Annotated in this window: 21 protein-coding genes and 1 pseudogene; 8 read left to right on the forward strand and 14 right to left on the reverse strand. The window is 70.9% G+C overall.

The features are described from left to right. Positions 1–126 precede the first annotated feature (126 nt). The 6 genes and pseudogenes from NT132_RS12335 to NT132_RS12360 form a co-directional block, all read right to left on the reverse strand. The gene (locus NT132_RS12335; protein ID WP_297789390.1) at positions 127–249 is read right to left on the reverse strand and encodes a hypothetical protein; all 123 of its coding nucleotides are present in this window, start codon (positions 247–249) and stop codon (positions 127–129) included. A gap of 433 nt (positions 250–682) precedes the next feature. After that, the gene (locus NT132_RS12340; protein ID WP_297789446.1) at positions 683–958 is read right to left on the reverse strand and encodes a hypothetical protein; all 276 of its coding nucleotides are present in this window, start codon (positions 956–958) and stop codon (positions 683–685) included. A gap of 218 nt (positions 959–1,176) precedes the next feature. After that, positions 1,177–1,638, reverse strand: a pseudogene (locus tag NT132_RS14390) (ParB N-terminal domain-containing protein); the annotation flags it as partial. 38 nt (positions 1,639–1,676) lie between these two features. Then, complete coding sequence (locus NT132_RS12350) at positions 1,677–2,387, reverse strand: hypothetical protein (protein WP_297789393.1); 711 nt, start codon at positions 2,385–2,387, stop codon at positions 1,677–1,679. A gap of 31 nt (positions 2,388–2,418) precedes the next feature. Next, complete coding sequence (locus tag NT132_RS12355; protein WP_297789395.1) at positions 2,419–4,017, reverse strand: hypothetical protein; 1,599 nt, start codon at positions 4,015–4,017, stop codon at positions 2,419–2,421. After that, complete coding sequence (locus NT132_RS12360; RefSeq protein WP_297789397.1) at positions 3,999–4,796, reverse strand: ABC transporter ATP-binding protein; 798 nt, start codon at positions 4,794–4,796, stop codon at positions 3,999–4,001. Before NT132_RS12360 ends, NT132_RS12355 begins: the two co-directional genes overlap by 19 nt. A gap of 75 nt (positions 4,797–4,871) precedes the next feature. On the opposite strand from NT132_RS12360, the gene NT132_RS12365 reads away from it, so the two are divergent. Next, entirely contained in the window at positions 4,872–5,705 is an 834-nt protein-coding gene (locus tag NT132_RS12365) for an aldo/keto reductase (RefSeq protein ID WP_297789400.1), read from the forward strand. Positions 5,706–5,712: 7 nt separating this feature from the next. On the opposite strand, the gene NT132_RS12370 is transcribed toward NT132_RS12365, so the two are convergent. The 6 genes from NT132_RS12370 to NT132_RS12395 form a co-directional block, all read right to left on the reverse strand. Continuing rightward, on the reverse strand, positions 5,713–6,453 hold the full coding sequence (locus NT132_RS12370) for an SDR family oxidoreductase (RefSeq protein ID WP_297789403.1): 741 nt from the start codon (positions 6,451–6,453) through the stop codon (positions 5,713–5,715). 13 nt (positions 6,454–6,466) lie between these two features. Further along, the gene (locus NT132_RS12375; RefSeq protein WP_297789406.1) at positions 6,467–6,691 is read right to left on the reverse strand and encodes a hypothetical protein; all 225 of its coding nucleotides are present in this window, start codon (positions 6,689–6,691) and stop codon (positions 6,467–6,469) included. Between the two features lie 22 nt (positions 6,692–6,713). After that, a complete protein-coding gene (locus tag NT132_RS12380; protein WP_297789409.1) occupies positions 6,714–7,121 on the reverse strand; it encodes a VOC family protein in 408 nt (135 codons plus the stop codon). A gap of 115 nt (positions 7,122–7,236) precedes the next feature. Beyond that, a complete protein-coding gene (locus NT132_RS12385) occupies positions 7,237–8,106 on the reverse strand; it encodes a DNA-3-methyladenine glycosylase 2 family protein (RefSeq protein WP_297789440.1) in 870 nt (289 codons plus the stop codon). 156 nt (positions 8,107–8,262) lie between these two features. Continuing rightward, positions 8,263–9,018 carry a winged helix-turn-helix domain-containing protein gene (locus tag NT132_RS12390; RefSeq protein WP_297789411.1) on the reverse strand — a complete coding sequence of 252 codons (756 nt, stop codon included), beginning with the start codon at positions 9,016–9,018 and terminating at the stop codon, positions 8,263–8,265. 341 nt (positions 9,019–9,359) lie between these two features. Next, positions 9,360–10,325, reverse strand: a complete 966-nt coding sequence (locus tag NT132_RS12395) for an acetylxylan esterase (protein WP_297789443.1) — start codon at positions 10,323–10,325, stop codon at positions 9,360–9,362. Between the two features lie 163 nt (positions 10,326–10,488). On the opposite strand from NT132_RS12395, the gene NT132_RS12400 reads away from it, so the two are divergent. The 5 genes from NT132_RS12400 (at position 10,489) to NT132_RS12420 (ending at position 13,364) form a co-directional block, all read left to right on the forward strand. Beyond that, the gene (locus tag NT132_RS12400) at positions 10,489–11,955 is read left to right on the forward strand and encodes a GH1 family beta-glucosidase (protein ID WP_297789415.1); all 1,467 of its coding nucleotides are present in this window, start codon (positions 10,489–10,491) and stop codon (positions 11,953–11,955) included. Next, on the forward strand, positions 11,952–12,254 hold the full coding sequence (locus NT132_RS12405; RefSeq protein ID WP_297789418.1) for a GNAT family N-acetyltransferase: 303 nt from the start codon (positions 11,952–11,954) through the stop codon (positions 12,252–12,254). Before NT132_RS12400 ends, NT132_RS12405 begins: the two co-directional genes overlap by 4 nt. A 209-nt stretch (positions 12,255–12,463) precedes the next feature. Further along, the gene (locus tag NT132_RS12410; protein ID WP_297789421.1) at positions 12,464–12,880 is read left to right on the forward strand and encodes a DUF1622 domain-containing protein; all 417 of its coding nucleotides are present in this window, start codon (positions 12,464–12,466) and stop codon (positions 12,878–12,880) included. A gap of 83 nt (positions 12,881–12,963) precedes the next feature. Then, positions 12,964–13,152 carry a hypothetical protein gene (locus NT132_RS12415; protein WP_297789423.1) on the forward strand — a complete coding sequence of 63 codons (189 nt, stop codon included), beginning with the start codon at positions 12,964–12,966 and terminating at the stop codon, positions 13,150–13,152. Further along, positions 13,149–13,364 (forward strand): hypothetical protein, encoded by a 216-nt coding sequence (locus tag NT132_RS12420; RefSeq protein WP_297789425.1) that lies wholly within the window; start codon positions 13,149–13,151, stop codon positions 13,362–13,364. The genes NT132_RS12415 and NT132_RS12420 overlap by 4 nt, the downstream gene beginning before the upstream one ends. Here NT132_RS12420 and NT132_RS12425 read toward each other — a convergent pair. Together NT132_RS12425 and NT132_RS12430 are read right to left on the reverse strand one after the other, a co-directional pair. Continuing rightward, positions 13,335–14,141: an alpha/beta hydrolase gene (locus tag NT132_RS12425; RefSeq protein ID WP_297789427.1), complete on the reverse strand. Its 807-nt coding sequence runs from the start codon at positions 14,139–14,141 to the stop codon at positions 13,335–13,337. The genes NT132_RS12420 and NT132_RS12425 overlap by 30 nt on opposite strands. A 46-nt stretch (positions 14,142–14,187) precedes the next feature. Continuing rightward, on the reverse strand, positions 14,188–14,679 hold the full coding sequence (locus tag NT132_RS12430; RefSeq protein WP_297789431.1) for an 8-oxo-dGTP diphosphatase: 492 nt from the start codon (positions 14,677–14,679) through the stop codon (positions 14,188–14,190). Between the two features lie 83 nt (positions 14,680–14,762). On the opposite strand from NT132_RS12430, the gene NT132_RS12435 reads away from it, so the two are divergent. Both NT132_RS12435 and NT132_RS12440 read left to right on the forward strand, forming a co-directional pair. Beyond that, complete coding sequence (locus NT132_RS12435) at positions 14,763–15,911, forward strand: exonuclease SbcCD subunit D (RefSeq protein WP_297789434.1); 1,149 nt, start codon at positions 14,763–14,765, stop codon at positions 15,909–15,911. Beyond that, positions 15,908–17,042: SMC family ATPase (locus tag NT132_RS12440; RefSeq protein ID WP_297789437.1), on the forward strand; the 1,135-nt coding region annotated here is incomplete at its 3' end. The genes NT132_RS12435 and NT132_RS12440, both read left to right, overlap by 4 nt.

The following is a 17,042-nucleotide window of genomic DNA, read 5'->3' on the forward strand; positions in this document are numbered from 1 at the left end:
CACGATCAACGAAGCAAGCCGACGACGCCCTTCCGGCGTCAAGGGAGCGTTAGCGTGAGTCACGAAGACCTCCGGGTATCTGATGTGAGGGTGGTACCCACATCGTCCCGGAGGTCTTCGCCTACCTCAGACGATCACAACGTATCGGGGAAGAACAGCTAGGACGGTCCATTGGCGGCCGCTGTAGCGCAGCACGCGCACGCCGGCGCCGTCGTGCCACCACAGCCGTAGAGGCTCGGGGATCTTCACAGCGTTCTCCTGTCGCTCGGCGGCTCCATTGTCGCGCACAGCGACGCCCCCGGCCGGGAGAGAGTGCGGCCGGGGGCGTGCTGAGTATGTGGGGTTAGTCGTTGCGCGAGGACGGGACGTTGGCTGCCTCGATCAGATGCGGGAGGCGCTGCAAGACCAGTCGAGAGTGATACAGCTCCCCCAGGGCGTAGTCCGCGAGGGTGTGACGTGATCGTGCTCGTCCAGGTGCGATACCGGGTCAGCTATGAACAGAAGCGACCCCGCACCGCCTCGACGCGCTCGGAGACGGTGAGGAGGTCCCCGTCTTCGCGCATGGCGTGTAGGTGCCAGTTCACGGGCTGAGTGGGCGGCTCGGGGCCGCGCAGCACCCGGTCGCCTTTCCGGGCGACCGATGACGGCCCGTGGCTGGCATACGTCAGCGCGTCGTCTTCGTTCACAGCGCGTCGAACCACCGCACGACACCGTTTGCGGAGTGGGCGGCCCGGAGCGCTTCAGCGGCGGCGGACAGCGCGGCGGCGGCCCGTTCGAGTTCGGCGGCGGCGGTAACGGTCCCTGTCGCTCCGCCCCCCCGGCTGTCCTCCCCCGCATAGTGTGTGCCGTCAACGACCCGTGAATGCCAGCCTCCGAGCTGTCGACAGACCTGTTCGAGGTCGTCGACGCTGGCGACGAGCTCTCCGAGAAGCGTGTACGAGTCGAACGGCGCGGGCACGTCTCGGGTCGAGTGCGCGAGGGTCCTGGCTTGGGCTGAGAGGTCGCGGGCGACCTCGACCTGGCGGTGTTGGCGATCGCGGTGACGCTCATCCCCTCGAACGCGAGTTGCTGGAACGCGGCGGCTCGGTCGCCGTCGGTGAGGGCTTCGCGCTGGTCGTTCTCGACCATCTGCTGGATGATGCGTTCCGCGGTGGCCTCGTCCGCGTCGACGATGTAGACGGGGATGGTGCTCACGCCTGCTTCTCGGGCGGCGAGGGTGCGGCGCTGTCCGGCTCGCACGAGGATGTTCCCTTGTGCGTCTCGGCGCGCCAGCACGGGGGTGAGTACCCCGTTTTCTCGGACGCTCTGCACGAACGCGCTCGTCAGTGGTGCGCTGGGTCTGACGTTGGCCTCGATGACGAGGGTCTGCGGGTCGATGTGCTCGACGGTTCCGGTGTGGATGGTGGTGTCAGCCATGATCTGTTCTCTCTCCCGATCAACTGTTTTGTTCGCCTGTCTGGCAAGAGGATCGTTTGAGAGCGCAGCGGCGAGAGTGCCGGGTCGTGGAATACCGGACTGAGCGCAGCGAGGGAGGATATGCCGCGAAAGCCCGGCACGGCAGCCGTGGAGCGAACTACGATTCGGCGGCCAGGCAGACGGACAGCAGACAAGCTCTGGCCGCGTAGCGGCTCCATTCATCGGTGCAGCTCGTGCGCCGATCGCGCTCGAGCGCGGTTCTACGCCGCGGCGAGAGCTGTGGCGGGGGAAAGGATGCCGGCGTCGACGAGCCGGAGCGCTTCTTTGTGGTCGGCACGGCCATCAGGGCCTCGTGGGTACCGCGAGTAGTCGGGACGATCGTTCTGGGCGAGCAGGGCGACGCCGGATGGGGCTCGACGGCCTCGGCGCTTCTTGTTCGGTTTCCGCATCCAGGTCAGCTCGGCGTTCCACCACTCCCACCGGCCGCGCTCGGCGCCGTAGCGGGCTCGGCGGGCCTCCAGGTAGCCGGCGACGTCGAGGGCGTCGGCGGCCGCGTCGAGCGCCGTGGTGTCGCCTCGACTCCATCCGGCACCGCCACGGCGGGCCAGGCGGTGGAACCGGAGCCGGTGTAGCGCGACCCGGATGCGTCCGGCGTCTAAGCCGGTCCGGTGCACCAGGTCCTCGATTGTCGTGGAGGCCGCCTCCGGGAGGTGCTTGAACACGAGGCCCGCGGTGCGGCCCAGGCTGCGCGGGGCGGCGAACGTATCGTGCGTGAGCGGGTGGAGATCAGCGGTTAGTCGCGTGGTCCAGTAGCCGGCGTTGAGCGGGTGGCGGGTGGGGGAGGGGCGTGCATCCGCGGTTCCCTGGCCGTCTGCCGCGGACACAACAGCGGAGATCGTGCCCGAGTCGGGGTTTCGGATGCGGTCTCGGCGCACTTCGCGAAGGATCTCCGCCGTTGTGCCGAGAGCCATGCCGGGGGAGCCTCCCGACCCGGGCCGCGGCCTAGGCGTTCTGCATCGAGCGGAGGCGCGCGAGCAGGTCCGGGGCGGTGCGGTCGAACACACGACCGCCGACCAGGATGCCGATAACGAGGAACGTGACCCCCAGCACCACGCCGACCGCAAGCGCGGCCCAGCCGAACGCCGCGGACCCGGTCACCGCGGCGATGATCGCGAGCACGGTGGCCGGAGACCCGAGCACCCCGATGATCAGCCACACGCCAAGCATGAGGAATCCCATCACGGCGGTCGTGCCGGGCACGCGCTTGAACGGGCTGTCACCGGGCGCGGCGACCGGCACCACGAGCAGCGCCGACGAGACGGCGCACACGCCAAACCCGGTCAGCAGCATCCCGATACCGGCACCCAGCACGGCCGGCAGCAGCGTCCACATCCCCGACAGCGCCACCGTCACCACGGCGACGATCACGAGCAGGGGGACCCCGATGGCGGATGCGGCCAGCATCCGTCCCGTGCGATCGGCGCGTCCGCGCACCCCGGTGGCGAGGACCGATGCGAACGCGGTGCCGTCGTAGGACACGTCGACGTACGGCACGATGCCGAACACGAACGCGATCACCACCGCGGAGAACGCGAACAGCGGGCTGCGCACATCGCCCCCGGAGTACACCAGCATCAGCACCGGGAACACCGGCACCACGAGCAGCTGTCGCAGGTAGCGGGGGTCGTGCAGCCAGTACGTCAGCGACCGCGCCCACGATCCGCCGACCCCGCCCGTGGGCAGCCGGCCGAACCAACCGAGCTTCCCCGGCTTCACCTGCCGGGTGGTCCGCTGCACCGGGGCGCCCTGTGAGGCGACGAGGATGCGGCGCCACAGCCACCACAGCACGACCGGGGTCGCGACGGCCACGGCGAACTTCACCAGTGCGGGCAGCCAGTCACCCGCCGCGACATCGCCGGGCACCGCCCAGGCGGCGGCGAGCGGCGTCCACGACACGGCGGAGACGGCCGCGGTGATCGGCGCGAACGGTTCGGAGCCCGTGCCGACGCTCGCGCGAACCAGACCGGAGATCCCGGCGAAGATGGGGCCGAGCAGGATCAACAGCAGGAAGGCGACGCCGCCGATGAGCTCCCGGATGCGGCGGTTGCCCCCGGCTCCGCTCATGAGCGACGCGATCAGCCGCGACGACAGGACGCAGGTGACGACACCGAACGGGACGCAGAGCACCGCGACGGCGGCTGCGACCGGCCAGTGCAGGAACGCGGGGATGACCGCAAGCGCACCGGCGACGGTGGCGATACCGGGGACCCCGGTGAGGCCGGCTGCGGCGAGTGCCACCATCATTCGATCGGTCGAGATCGGGAAGGGCGCCAGCCGGTCGGGGTCGAGGGTGGTGTCGACGCCCGCGATCAGCACCGGGCCGAGTGTCCAGCCCAGCAGCAGCACCGCTCCGCCCGCGGTGACGACGGTGCGCGTCAGCTCGAGCCCCGCGAAACCGGCGGCGATGAGCCCCGCCCACACCAGCAGCAGCACCCCCGCCGCCCACAGCATGCCGAAGATGAAGCCCACCAGCTGCCAGGGGCTGGCGGCGAGCTGATTGCCGAGGACGCGGAACCGCAGCCTCAGGAGAGTCGCAACCACTCCGGGCCCTCCGAACGGTGACGGCCGCCGACGAGGTCGACGAAACGATCCTGCAGGCTCTGGTCGCCGCGCACCTCGTCGACCGTGCCGGCGGCGAGCACCCGGCCGTTCGCGATGACCGCGACGTGGTCGCACATGCGCTGCACGAGATCCATCGAGTGGCTCGAGACGATGACGGTGCCCCCGCTCGTCACGTACCCGCGCAGCACATCCTCGATGTTCGCCGCCGACACCGGGTCGACCGATTCGAACGGTTCGTCGAGCACGAGCACCCGGGGCGCGTGCACCAGGGCACAGGCGAGCGCGACCTTCTTGGTCATGCCGGCCGAGTAGTCGACGACGGCCGTGCCCGCGGCTTCACCGAGATCCATCAGCGCGAGGAGATCGGCGGTACGGCGCGTGATCTCCTCGCGGGCGAGACCGAACATCATCCCGGTGTAGGTGATGAGCTGCTCCCCGGTCAGCCGATCGAACAACCGCACCCCGTCGGCGAGATTCCCGATCATCGCCTTCGCGGCGACCGGATGCTGCCACACGTCGACGTCGTGCAGCACCGCGCTGCCCGCATCCGGGCGGAGCAAGCCCGTCGCCATCGACAGTGTCGTCGTCTTTCCCGCGCCGTTCGGTCCGACGAGGCCGTAGAACGAGCCCGTCGGCACGCTGAGGTCGAGGTTGTCGACCGCGATCTTGTCGCCGAAGCGTTTCACCAGGCCCCGGAGGACCAGGGCGGGCGTGCCGGGCGGTGCGGTCTCGACCGGAGGAAGTGGGGCGTCCGTCATCGCGCCATCCTATGGGGAACCCACCGTGCCGTCCGTGCAGGTGCGCTCCGGGTGTGGACGCGCCAGGATGGATGCATGATCACGATCCCCACGGTCACCCTCAACGACGGCACCTCCTTCCCCCAGCTCGGCCTCGGCACGTACAACCTCACGGGAGCGGACGGGACGGATGCGATCGTCTCCGCCATCCACACCGGCTATCGGCTCCTCGACACCGCCGTGAACTACAAGAACGAACCTGAAGTCGGGGACGCCGTGCGACGCAGCGGTCTCGACCGCGATGAGCTGCTCGTGGCGACGAAGATCCCCGGCCGCGACCACGGGTACGACGAGACGATCGCCAGCGCCCGCGGGTCGCTCGAGCGGCTCGGCCTCGATCGTATTGACCTGTACCTCATTCACTGGCCGAACCCCCGGGTCGACAAGTACGTCGACACCTGGCGAGCGATGGTGGCGCTCCGTGACGAAGGGCTCGTCACCTCCCTCGGCGTCTCGAACTTCACCGCCGACATGCTCACCCGGCTCATCGACGAGACGGGGGTAGTCCCCGCGGTGAACCAGGTCGAGCTGCATCCCTACTTCCCTCAGGCCGAGCTGCGGGCATTCCACGAGCGCAACGACATCCGCACCGAGAGCTGGAGTCCGCTGGCGCGACGCAGCGAGCTGCTGACCGAACGGGTCATCGCCGACATCGCCGCGCAGCACGACGTGACGCCGACGCAGGCGGTGCTGCGCTGGCACGTAGAGCTGCAGTCCACGCCGATCCCGAAGTCGGCCGATCCGTCCCGTCAGCGCGAGAACGCCGATGTCTTCGGCTTCTCGCTCAGCGAGGCCGAGATCGCGGCGATCTCGGCGCTGGAGCGCGGGCGGCTGTGGGACGGCGACCCGGAGACGCACGAGGAGTTCTGACCCGGCGTCAGCGCTCCGTCAGCCACTCCGCGAACGTCGTGCGGCCGAGGTCCGCATCCGCATCGGGGAGGAGGAGCCCGCCGCGCTGCGCCCGACCGAGGTCGCCGGGAAGCGATACCGCGGGGATCCACCCGTGGGCGCCGCTGGCTTCCGCGTAGTCGCGGATCATGTCGACCAGCGACTCCTCACGCGGCCCCGCGAGGTCGCGCACCCGGCCCTGTGGCGTCCTCTCGCACAGGTCGACGAGCCGCGTGGCGACCTCCGCGGCGGCGACCGGCTGGGTGCGCATCCGCGGCGCGAGGTGGAGCGGACCAAATCGCGCCCGCTCGTACATCTGCGCCGCGAACTCGTGGAACTGGGTGGCGCGCAGGATCGTCCACCCGTTCGTGCTCGCCTCGACCAGCCGCTCCTGCGCCAGCTTGCCGGCGTAGTAGTCGAACGGGGCCTTGTCGATCCCGACGATCGAGAGGGCCAGATGGTGCGGCACCCCCGCATCCCGCTCCACCGCGAGCAGGATGCGGGTCGTCTGCTCGAAGAAGGCGATGGATGTGGCGGCCTTCAGCGTGACCACGCTGAGCACGTCCACGACGACGTCGGTGCCCTCGAGTGCCCGGGTCGCCGCCCCTCCCACGGTGAGGTCGAAGCCTTCGGAGCGGCTGAGCACGAGGACCTCATGGTCGCGGCGGCGTGCTTCTTCCACCACCCGGCGGCCCAGGAGTCCGGTTCCTCCGGCGACGGCGATCTTCATAGCGGCGGCGTCGCTACAGCTGGGCGCCGTCGTCGTCGCGGTCGTAGACCCCGACGTTCCGGCCGCGCCACGACTCGTAGGCGATCAGCCAGCCGACCGAGACGGCGAGTGCCACCAGGACGCCGGTCCAGATGTTCTCCAGCAGGATGCCGACGAGGATCCCTCCGGCGGACAGCACGACCGTGCCGATGATCCAGGTGGTGCGGCCGCGCGGCCAGCCGGTGTTCGAGGTCCCCATGGTCACAGCGTAGGGGAACCGGTCACACGTCCGCCGCGATCATCCACGGCACGCCGAACCGGTCGGTCAGCATCCCGAACTTCCCGCCCCACGGCGGCGTCTCGTAGGGCAGGGTGACGCTTCCACCCTCGGACAAGGCGTCCCAGTACCGCTGCAGGCGCTCGCCGTCGTCGCCCGACAGTGACACCGTCGTGCCGGCGGGCGGGACGTAGGGCATGCCGCTCGGGGTGTCCGACCCCATGAGCACGAGGCCGTCGTCGGTGGTGAGCATCGCGTGCATCACCAGTTCCTTCTCGTCGTCGGAGAGCCCACTGTCGGGATAGTCGGCGAAGGTGCTGATCACGAGGTCGCCGCCGAGGACGGAGCGGTAGAACTCCATCGCGGCGCGCGCATCCTGGTGAAACGAGAGGTAGGGGTTGAGGCGCAGCATCGAACACTCCCGGGGTCGGATGGTGCCGCAACGGCGCGGCACGGCCAGTGTGCTCCCGGCGGATGCGGGACGCAACGGGTACGCGGATCGCGGCGGCGCCCGCACGCGACCCGCCTCAGCGTGAGCGGTGATCCTCCGGATGCAGCCGTGCCCCGCGCCGCTGTTCGCGGACACCGCTCAGGCCGAGGAGGCGGATGACCCGCTGTCGGTGCCCGGCCCACGGCGCGAGGAGTTCCAGCATCCCGTCGTCGTCGGTGCGGTGGCCGGTGAGCGCGTGACCGACCTCGTGGGCGAGGTGGTAGTCGCCGACGCTGACCGCATCGGGATCGCCGTACGCCCGGATGCGGGTCTCGGCGGAGGTCCAGACCCCGACGCCGGGGAGGCTCATGAGCACGCGCTCGCGGTCGGCGGGGCGCTCGTCGAGGGCACGGACGAGGGACACGCCGCGCTCGGCCGCTCGCACCACCGTGCGGGACTGCGGCGGTTCGAGGCCCGCGCGATGCCAGACCCAGGAGGGGATGCGCCGCCATCCGTCGAGCGACGGGGGCGCGAACATCGGCCGCGGGGTCGGGCCCGGGGCCCGGTCGCCATGCCAGGTCACGATGCGACGCCACGCCCCGAACGCCTGGAGCGCGGTGACCTTCTGTTCGAACACGGCACTGGCCAGCGCATCGAACACGAGGTCGGTGCGGCTGAGCCGAAGGCCCGGGTGGCGGTGGTGGGAGGCTGCGACGAGTGGATGAGGGGAAGGGTCGAACCCGTCGGCGTCGTCGTCGGCACCGCAGAGCGCCGGGACCTGTGTCAGGGCCCACTCGGCCCCCGGTCCCCATGCGGCGGCGCGGACCGCGGACCCCGCCGCCCGCAGAGCGAGCGTGGCGACCCCCGCCGGGGTGCGGGACGCGCGCCAGATGACCACCCCGTCCACCACCAGGGTCGGGTCGTTCGCGCCGCGGCGCTGGAACACGACCGTGCGGTGCAGATCCAGCGGGTGTCGGGGGCGGTACTCGGTCTCGCGGGCAGGCGTGGTCGGCCGTGCGCGACGAGCGGTCGCCTCAGGCGACGCCGTCCGGGTTGCCGTGCTCGCCTCGGTCACGGCCCCACCCTACGTCGGCCCCACCGACATCCGGTGCGGCGTGGCGGGTCAGAAGCGGTCGGGCGAGGGAGTGCCGTGGCCGTAGCGGATGACGACGTCGGCGTGGCGGTCGAAGCGGTAGCCGACACCGCGGACCGTGCGCACGATGTCCTCGAAACGGCCGAGCTTGGCCCGGAGGCGCCGCACGTGCACGTCGATGGTCCGCTCGCCGGGGGTCTCGTCGCCGTCCGGGGACCAGAGCGACCCGACCAGCTCGGTCCGCTCGATCGTGCGGCCCTCGCGCAGCACGAGGTACTGCAGCAGCTCGAACTCCTTGAAGGTGAACGCTGCCGATTCGCCGTCGATCAGCACGCGCTTGCGCGAAATGTCGACGACGACGCCGGCTTCGGCGCGCTCCTCGACCTCGATCTCGGGCTTGGTGCGGGCGACGGCCGAGGGCTCGTGCAGGGCGAGGCGGACGAGGTCGACGTCGCGGCCACCGGCGCCGGCCGGGGCCAGGGCGACGGTCGCGTAGGTCTCGGCCTCGGGGGCGAGGTCGTGCAGGGTACGGCGGAGCGCTTCTACCAGCACGCCGAGCGAGACGCCGGATGCGGCGGCCTTGGCCTCGTCGATCCCCACGTAGAGGGCGAAGCCGCGCGGCGCGGTGCCGGCGGGGATGCTGCGTTCGGCGGCGGCCGGAGCCTCGGCGGCGGGAGCCGGAGCGGCGGCAGCGGCGGCCTGACTGGCCTGCTCGGCGCGCGGCACGAGGCGGAGGTCGGGGCGGGTGGTCTCGGCGGGGCGGGAGAGAAGAGCGGTGGTGGACATTGCGAATCCTTGCGGGAGGGGGACCGTACGGTCCGAGCTGTTGTCAGCAGGCCCCTGGTGGGGGCCGGAGTGCGCAACTCCGCGCGTGACGCGACGGAGCGGGGGATTCGACGGCTGCGATTCAGACACAGCGGCCGGATCCGGCGGGATCACCGATTCAGCGGCACATTCGACAACACATGACAACGCGGCCGGCCATCATGGAGCCGGCAGTCCCGTTCGCCTCCCAGGCGGACACAGAACGTGCGGAGTCAGTCATGCGCCCGATTATCGCCGCACTCCCGTCCTCGCGTCAAACCGAGTGATGATCCCGCCCGTTCTGTGACGAAGTGTGACGGCGCTCAGAACCGCTCGGCCAGCCACGCGGCCTGCCGCATCCACTGGTGGAATCCGCCGCCCTCGTGCCCGTTGTAGCCATACACCTCGATGTGCTTGTCGACCGAGCCGGTGGCGTTGAACGCGGCGAAGACGCTCGAGGGCAGCACGATGTCGTCCATGAGTGCGACCGAGTACAGCGCGGGCGCGGTGATGCGGCGGGCGAGGATCGCCCCATCGACATACGCCAGAGTGCGGTGCACCTGCTCTTCGGCGCCACGGTGCACCGACAGGTACTGCACGATCTCGGTGAAGGGTGCCAGCGGCGTCGTCGACACCGACCGGGGGAAGTCGCACAGGAACGGGACATCCGGCATCACGGCGCACACGCCCTCGTGCAGAGCTGCCGCCGCGATGGCGGTGCCACCGCCCTGGCTGACGCCGGTCACCGCGATCCGTTCGGCGTCGACGAAGGGCAGCGCGAGTGCCGCGTCGACGAGGCGCACCGCATCCGTGAACACCCGCCGGTAGTAGTAGTCCGCGGGATCGAGGATGCCGCGTGTCATGAACCCGGGGGTGGCGGGCCCGGCACCGTGCGGGTCGGCGGTGACCCCGCCGGAGCCCCAGCCGCTGCCCTGCCCCCGCGTGTCCATGATGATGTGCACGTAGCCGGCCGTGGCCCAGGCCAGGCGTTCGCCCGGGATGCCACGACCGCCGCCGTAGCCGAGGTACTCGATCACCGCGGGCCGGGGCTCCTTGGTGCGCGGGCGCGTCACCCAGGCGCGGATCGGATCTCCGGCGAACCCCGGGAAGGTGAGATCCTCGACGATCACTTCCCGCAGTGGCCCGTCGTGCGGCACGAGGATGATGGTCCCGGCAGCGTCGCGGGACTCGCGGAGGGTGCCGGCCCAGAAGTCGTCGAGGTCGGCGGGTTCGGCCAGCTCGGGGGAGTAAGACCGCAACTCGGCGAGCGGCATGTCAGTGCGGAACAAGGCCATGGATGATCCTCGGGTCGGGCGGACATCTTCACTGTAGAGGCCTGCGTCCGCGGATTTGTTGTCTGCGGCACCAAATAGATATGCGAGGCTTGCCTCGGGCGATCCGTCCCGAGAACGGGAACACGAGGCGCGTCCTCGACCGCGCAGAGGTGACCGAATGACCGCGACCGGCAACACCGACTTCCGGGACGCCGGACTCGTCTTCCCCGAGGGGTTCACCTTCGGTTCGGCGACCGCGTCGTACCAGGTGGAGGGTGCCGCCACCGAGGACGGACGCGGGCCCTCGATCTGGGACACGTTCAGCCACACCCCCGGGAAGGTCTGGAACGGCGACACCGGCGACGTCGCCTGCGACCACTACCACCGGTGGGAGGCGGACCTCGGCCTGATGGCCGGACTGGGCCTGAACGCCTATCGGTTCTCCATCGCCTGGCCGCGGATCATGCCCACCGGTACCGGCGAGGTGAACCAGGCGGGGATCGACTTCTACTCCCGGCTGGTCGACGGGCTGCTCGAGCGCGGCATCCGCCCGGTCGCGACGCTGTACCACTGGGATCTGCCGCAGTCGCTGGAGGATGCCGGCGGATGGCCGGCGCGCGCCACCGCCGACGCCTTCACCCGCTATGCCGAGGTGGTGGGCCAAGCCCTCGGCGACCGGGTGCACACGTGGACCACGCTCAATGAGCCGTGGTGCTCCGCCTACCTCGGCTACGGCCAGGGTGGCCACGCCCCCGGCCGGCACGAGCCCGCGGCGGCGCTCGCGGCGGTGCACCACCTGAACCTCGCGCACGGCCGGGCGGTGCAGGCGCTGCGGGCGACCTCGGCAGGCGACCCCGACTACTCCGTGACCTTGAACTTCCACGTGCTTCGCGGGATCGGCGACGGTGCGGGGGAGGCGATGCGGCGGATCGACGCGCTGGCGAACCGGGCATTCACCGGTCCCATGCTCCGCGGGGCCTACCCGTCCGACCTGCTCGAGGACACCGCATCCGTCACGGACTGGGGGTTCGTGCATGACGGCGACCTCGCCGAGATCCACCAACCGATCGACGTGCTCGGGGTCAACTACTACTCCACCGCCACGCTGCGCCTCTGGGACGGCGTCTCGCCGAAGCAGCAGAACGACGGCCACAAGGGCGCCGACGGCGGCACGGCGTGGCCCGGCAGCGACGGCGTCGTCGAGTTCGTCGAGCAGCCCGGGCCGTATACCGACATGGGCTGGAACATCGCACCCGAGGGGCTCGAGGAGCTGCTGCTGTCGCTACGGGAGCAGTTCCCGGCGCAGCCGCTCATGATCACCGAGAACGGCGCCGCTTTCCCGGATACGGTCGATCCGGACGGCGCGGTGCACGACGTGGAGCGGGTCGACTACCTCCGCCGTCACCTCACCGCGGTGCACCGCGCGCTATCCCAGGGCGTGGACCTCCGCGGATACTTCGTCTGGTCGCTGCTCGACAACTTCGAGTGGGGTTATGGCTACGCCAAACGCTTCGGCATCGTCCGTGTCGATTTCGACACCCTGGAGCGCACCGTGAAGGACTCCGGACTCTGGTACCGAGAGCTTGCCCACACCCGCGTCGTTCCGGAGCTCGGCCCCCGGGAGCGGCGTACCCTGGACCGGTGACCGACGACCTGCGCTTCACGGACGAGACCGATGCGTCCCGCTACACCCTCCACCGCGGCGACGACCTGGTCAGCGTGCTCGACTACCGCGACGACGGCCGCACCGTCGCGATGACCCGGGCCTACACGATCCCCACTCACCGGGGCCACGGCTACGCCGGCGAGCTGGTCGACCGGGCCGTGGCGCAACTCGAGCAGCGCGGCGACCGTGAGGTCATCCCGGTGTGCTGGTACGTCGCCGACTGGTTCGCGGCGCACCCCGATCGCGCCGGCATCCTGCAGGCACGCCGCTCTGCCTGATCCCGTCCCTCCTCCGCGCGCCCGCCCGTCTGCCCGGGACACATCTGTGTCCCCGGACACTCCTTTGTCCGCGGACACAACGGCGGAGATCCCCGCCGTCGGAGGCACGTGGATGCGGTTTCGCCGCCGTTCGCGCATGATCTCCGCGGTTGTGCCGCGGGGGACGGGTGCGGCGGAGGCCGAACGGGACCGACCCCTACACTGACGGCATGGAACCCGTCTTCACCGTTGTCGCCGTCGCGTTCGAGTCCGTCGGCGCCGTCGTGATGGTGCTGGGTTTCTTCGTGGCGCTGGTGCTCGGCATCCGTGCCCTCGGGCGGGGCGAGGGGGGCCACGTCGCCTTCCTCACCCTCCGCACCACGCTCGGCGGTGCCATCCTGCTGGGCTTGGAGGTGCTCGTCGCCGCCGACCTCATCCGCACCATCACCTCCAAGCCGTCGCTGGAGGATGCGGTGATCCTCGGGATCATCGTGCTGATCCGGACGATCCTCTCCATCTCCATCCAGATCGAGATCGACGGAACCCTGCCGTGGCGCCGTGCCCTGCTCGGCAGCGGCGCGCAGGTCGTCGCCTCGCAGGTGACCCGCGACCGGACCGCCGCCCACGGCGACGCCGCGGACTCCTAGACCCGCGCCGCGGCGCGGTCAATCCCCTCGGGCACCTCGGTCGGCCCGGTCAGGCTGGGATCATCCCGACGAGAGGAACAGCCATGTCAGACCGCGACCTTCCCGAGGGCGTCATCGACGCCGACCCGCCTGGTGGCTGGGAGAGCGGCGATGTCGCCGACGGTGAGACGAACGAACAGAGCGACGCCGCCGCGACCTCGCCCGACCTCGTGACCTCGGACGAGCCCTCCCAGGGCGCCGACCCCGACCTGGCCGTGGGAGACGGATCATGAGCGACGACGTGCAGGACGAGCCCGTGATGGATCAGCACGTGGCCACAGACGACGACAAGATCGACGGCATCATCGCGCAGGTCCGCATGGACGTGGGCGACAAGGGCGAACGCCGGATCGCCGACGTGCTGCGGCAGCGCTTCACGCAGAGCGGCGTGCCGTTCGACGATGCGCTCGTAGCGTCAGCTGTCGGTCGGGTCCGCGAGGGCTGAGGTCGACGCACTCGCGCCGACGAACGTGAGGATCCGGGATGCGGTGGGCGCCGCGTCCCGGATCATCGTCTCGTGGCCGTGCCCCTCGATCTCCTCGAGTACCGCGCCGGGGATGGCGCCGGTCACCCGAGCGCACCAGTCCCTCGGGCAGACCCGGTCCTCGCTGCCGCGGATGACCAGGGTGGGAGCCGTCACGCGGGGGTAGGAGTCTTCGGGACGGTGCGCGAGCATCTCGTGCATCTTGCGCCGGAGGTTCGGGCCCGCCCGCACGTACTCCCGCGCGCCGACGGCGAGGACGCGGGGGCTCTCGGCGAGGAGATCCCGACCGAGCCGCAGCAACTGCTGGTGCGCGGTGCGCGCCACCGCATCCACGGTCGGCGCGACCAGGACCAGCCGGTCGACGAGGTGCGGGTGACGGACGGCCAGCTCGGTGGCGACCTGCGACCCCATCGAATGCCCGGCGACGACGATCTCCCGCCCCGACGACCGGAGCCGCCGCTCCGTCAGGAGCGCCGCGATCAGGTCGGCGGTGCGCTCCATGGTGGGCGTGCGCTGCGGTTCCGGCGCTTCGCCGTAGCCCGGCTGATCCAGGGCGATGACGCGGCCGTGCGTGCGCAGCTTCCCGACGAGGTCGGCGAAGACGGTCCGGCCCATGCCGATGCCGTGGATGAGGACGAAGACCCGCGGGCCCCCGCCCTGTTCCTCGACGCTCACCGTCGCCCCCCGATACGAGAAGTCGTACCGCTCGAGGTCGGTCGGCAGGTCGGGGTCGGGCATACTCCGACCGTAGCCGGGCGGCCGGGTCGGTCGTGAATCGGGTGGGTCAGACCCCGATGGGCGGCGGGTTCTCGCCGACGACGGTGGCGAGGTCGTCGCCGAACGTGTAGCCCGTGGCAGTGATGCTCCCACCTCTCAAGACCTCCGGCAGCCAGCGCCCGGCGTCGTCCCACATCCGCTCGTACGGCACGTCGCCGACGGCGAACCAGGCCGGCACGATCTCTTCGGTCTCGACCGGCTCACCCGCGAAGCGACGGCAGACGAACACATGCGAGCGCTGCGAGTAGTCGGGCCGTGACGGGAAGTGGTAGTCGAGCACGCCGACGGGGTCCAGATCCGCCGCCGACACCGTCAGTCCGGTCTCCTCCTGGATCTCCCGGACCGCGGCCTGCGGCACGGTCTCGCCGGCCTCGACCTTGCCGCCGATGCCCACGACCCGGCCCAGGCCGAGGCCGGTGCGCTTGTAACCGAGCAGCACTTCGGGCACCTCGTCACGGGTGCGCAGGATGTAGACGACGCAGACGTCGATGAGGGCCATGATCGGCAACGTTACGCCCGGAATGTTTCGGACCTGTGGCGGGCCTGCCCCGGCATGTCGGAGGGGCGATCTACCGTGAAGACATGCGCATCCTGCACACCTCCGATTGGCACATCGGCCGCACCTTCCACGGTCACGCGACCCTGGATGCGCTGCGCGACGTGCTCGGCGCCCTCGTCGCCCAGGTGCGCGAGAACGACGTCGACCTGGTGCTCGTCGCCGGCGATGTCTTCGACTCCCCTACTCCGTCCGCCGATTGCTACACCCTGCTCACCGACACCCTGTTCGCCCTCCGCGACACCGGTGCCCGCGTGGTCGTCACCAGCGGCAACCATGACTCCGCTGCCCGGCTCGGGTTCCAGTCGCGGCTGCTGCGGGACGGCATCCATGTGCTGACCGACCCGCGCCACGTGGACGTGCCGGTCACGGTGACGGATGCGGACGGCCCGGTGCACGTATACGGCATCCCGTTCCTTGAGCCGGCGCTGCTGCGGCACGAGTGGCCGGGGGTGCGCACGCAAGAGGCGGCGATGACCCACGCCATGGGGCTCGTCACCGCCGACCTCGCCGAGCGGGGCGGCCGCTCCGTCGTCATGGCTCACTGCTTCGCCGCGGGTGTCGAGCCGACGCCGCAGCTGGAGCGCGACATCCAGCAGGGCGGCCTCGACGTCGTCCCGCTCGACGTGTTCGCCGGCGTCGACTACGCCGCGCTCGGTCATATCCACGGGCGGCAGCGGCTCGGTGAGCGGGTCCACTACTGCGGCGCGCCGCTGCACTACAGCTTCGGCGAGGGCGACAAGCCCCGCGGATCGTGGCTGGTCGAGCTCGACGCCACGGGTGCGGTGGCCACGACCTGGCTGGAGCTGCCGGTACCGCGCCCCCTGGTGACACTGCGCGCGCCGATGGACGAGCTCCTCACCGACCCGCGATTCGACGCGCATCAGGGCGCGTGGGTGCAGGCCGAATACACCGACACGCTGCCGCAGCGCGAGGCGATGCGCCGACTGCAGCAGCGCTTCCCTCACTGTGCCGTGGTGGTCCACGCACCGGCGGAGCGCGCCACCGGCGATGGCCGCAGCTATGCGGATCGCGTGCGCGCGGCGCGCAGCGACAGCGAGCTCGTCGAGGCGTTCCTCGTGCACGTGCGTCAGGGAGAGGGCGCCTCCGACCGGGAGCGCGACCTCATGACCGCGATGCTCGACGACCGTGTGATCGCGCAGGCGCGTGCATGAGACTCCACGGCATCGAACTGACCGGGTTCGGCCCGTTCCGCGAGCGGCAGAGCGTCGATTTCGACGCCTTCCTCGGTGACGGAATCTTCCTCATTTCGGGGCGTACCGGTGCCGGGAAGTCCAGCATCCTCGACGGCGTCGTCTTCGCGCTCTATGGCAGCGTGCCCCGGTACGACAGTGGCGAGAAGCGCCTGCGTAGCGACTACTGCGAACCCGGCGATCCCACCGAGGTGCGGGTCGAGCTCACCGTGGGGGAGCGTCGCTGGCGCATCACCCGGGCGCCGGAGTACGAACGCCCCGCCAAGCGCGGCGGCGGCATGACCACGGAGGCCGCCCGCGCCGAGCTGGAGGAGGAGGTCGACGGCTCGTGGGTCGGCCGCGCCGCGCGCCCGCGCGACGTGGCGCTGCTGCTCGATGAGATCGTCGGCCTCAACCAGTCCCAGTTCCAGCAGGTCATCCTGCTGGCGCAGAACAAATTCTCCCGGTTCCTGCTGGCCGGCAACGGGGAACGGCAGGCGTTGCTGCGGACGCTCTTCGACAGCCGCCGGTTTGAGCAGTACCGCGATGCGCTCGACGCGCGCAAGCGGGACGCGCAGCGCCAGCTCGAGGCGGCCGGCGCACAGGTACGCACGCTCCTCGAGGTGGTCGAACGCCTCATCGCCGACGACCTAGCGGCGGATGCGGGTGGCGACTCGGGCACCGTCGGCCGCCCGGGCGAGGTCGTCGCGGCACCGGCGACCCCAGAGTCCCTCACGATCGCCGAGCGGATCGACGCCGCAGAGCACGCCCTGCAGCGCGCCGCGTACCGCGCCGAGGCTCGCACGCAGGAGCGGGCCCGCGCCGACGAGACCCACTCCCGCGCCGCGGCGGAGCACGCCCGGCGCACGGCCCTCGCCAAGGCCCAGCACGACCTCCTCCGCGCCCGCGAGACGCTGCAGCGGCTCGCGGCAGAGGAGCCCGCGGTCGCCGCGGACGCCGCCCGGCTCGCCGCGGCCCGCGCCGCCGAGACGCTCCGGCCGGCCCTGGCCGCCGTGACGCGCGCAGAAGCCACCGCCGCCGACACCCGTGCCGCGGCAGACGCGGCCGAACAGACATGGACCGCGGTCCGGGCCGAGGACGACTCCGACCCTG

This window comes from Microbacterium sp. (assembly GCF_026393345.1).
GTDB lineage: Bacteria > Actinomycetota > Actinomycetes > Actinomycetales > Microbacteriaceae > Microbacterium.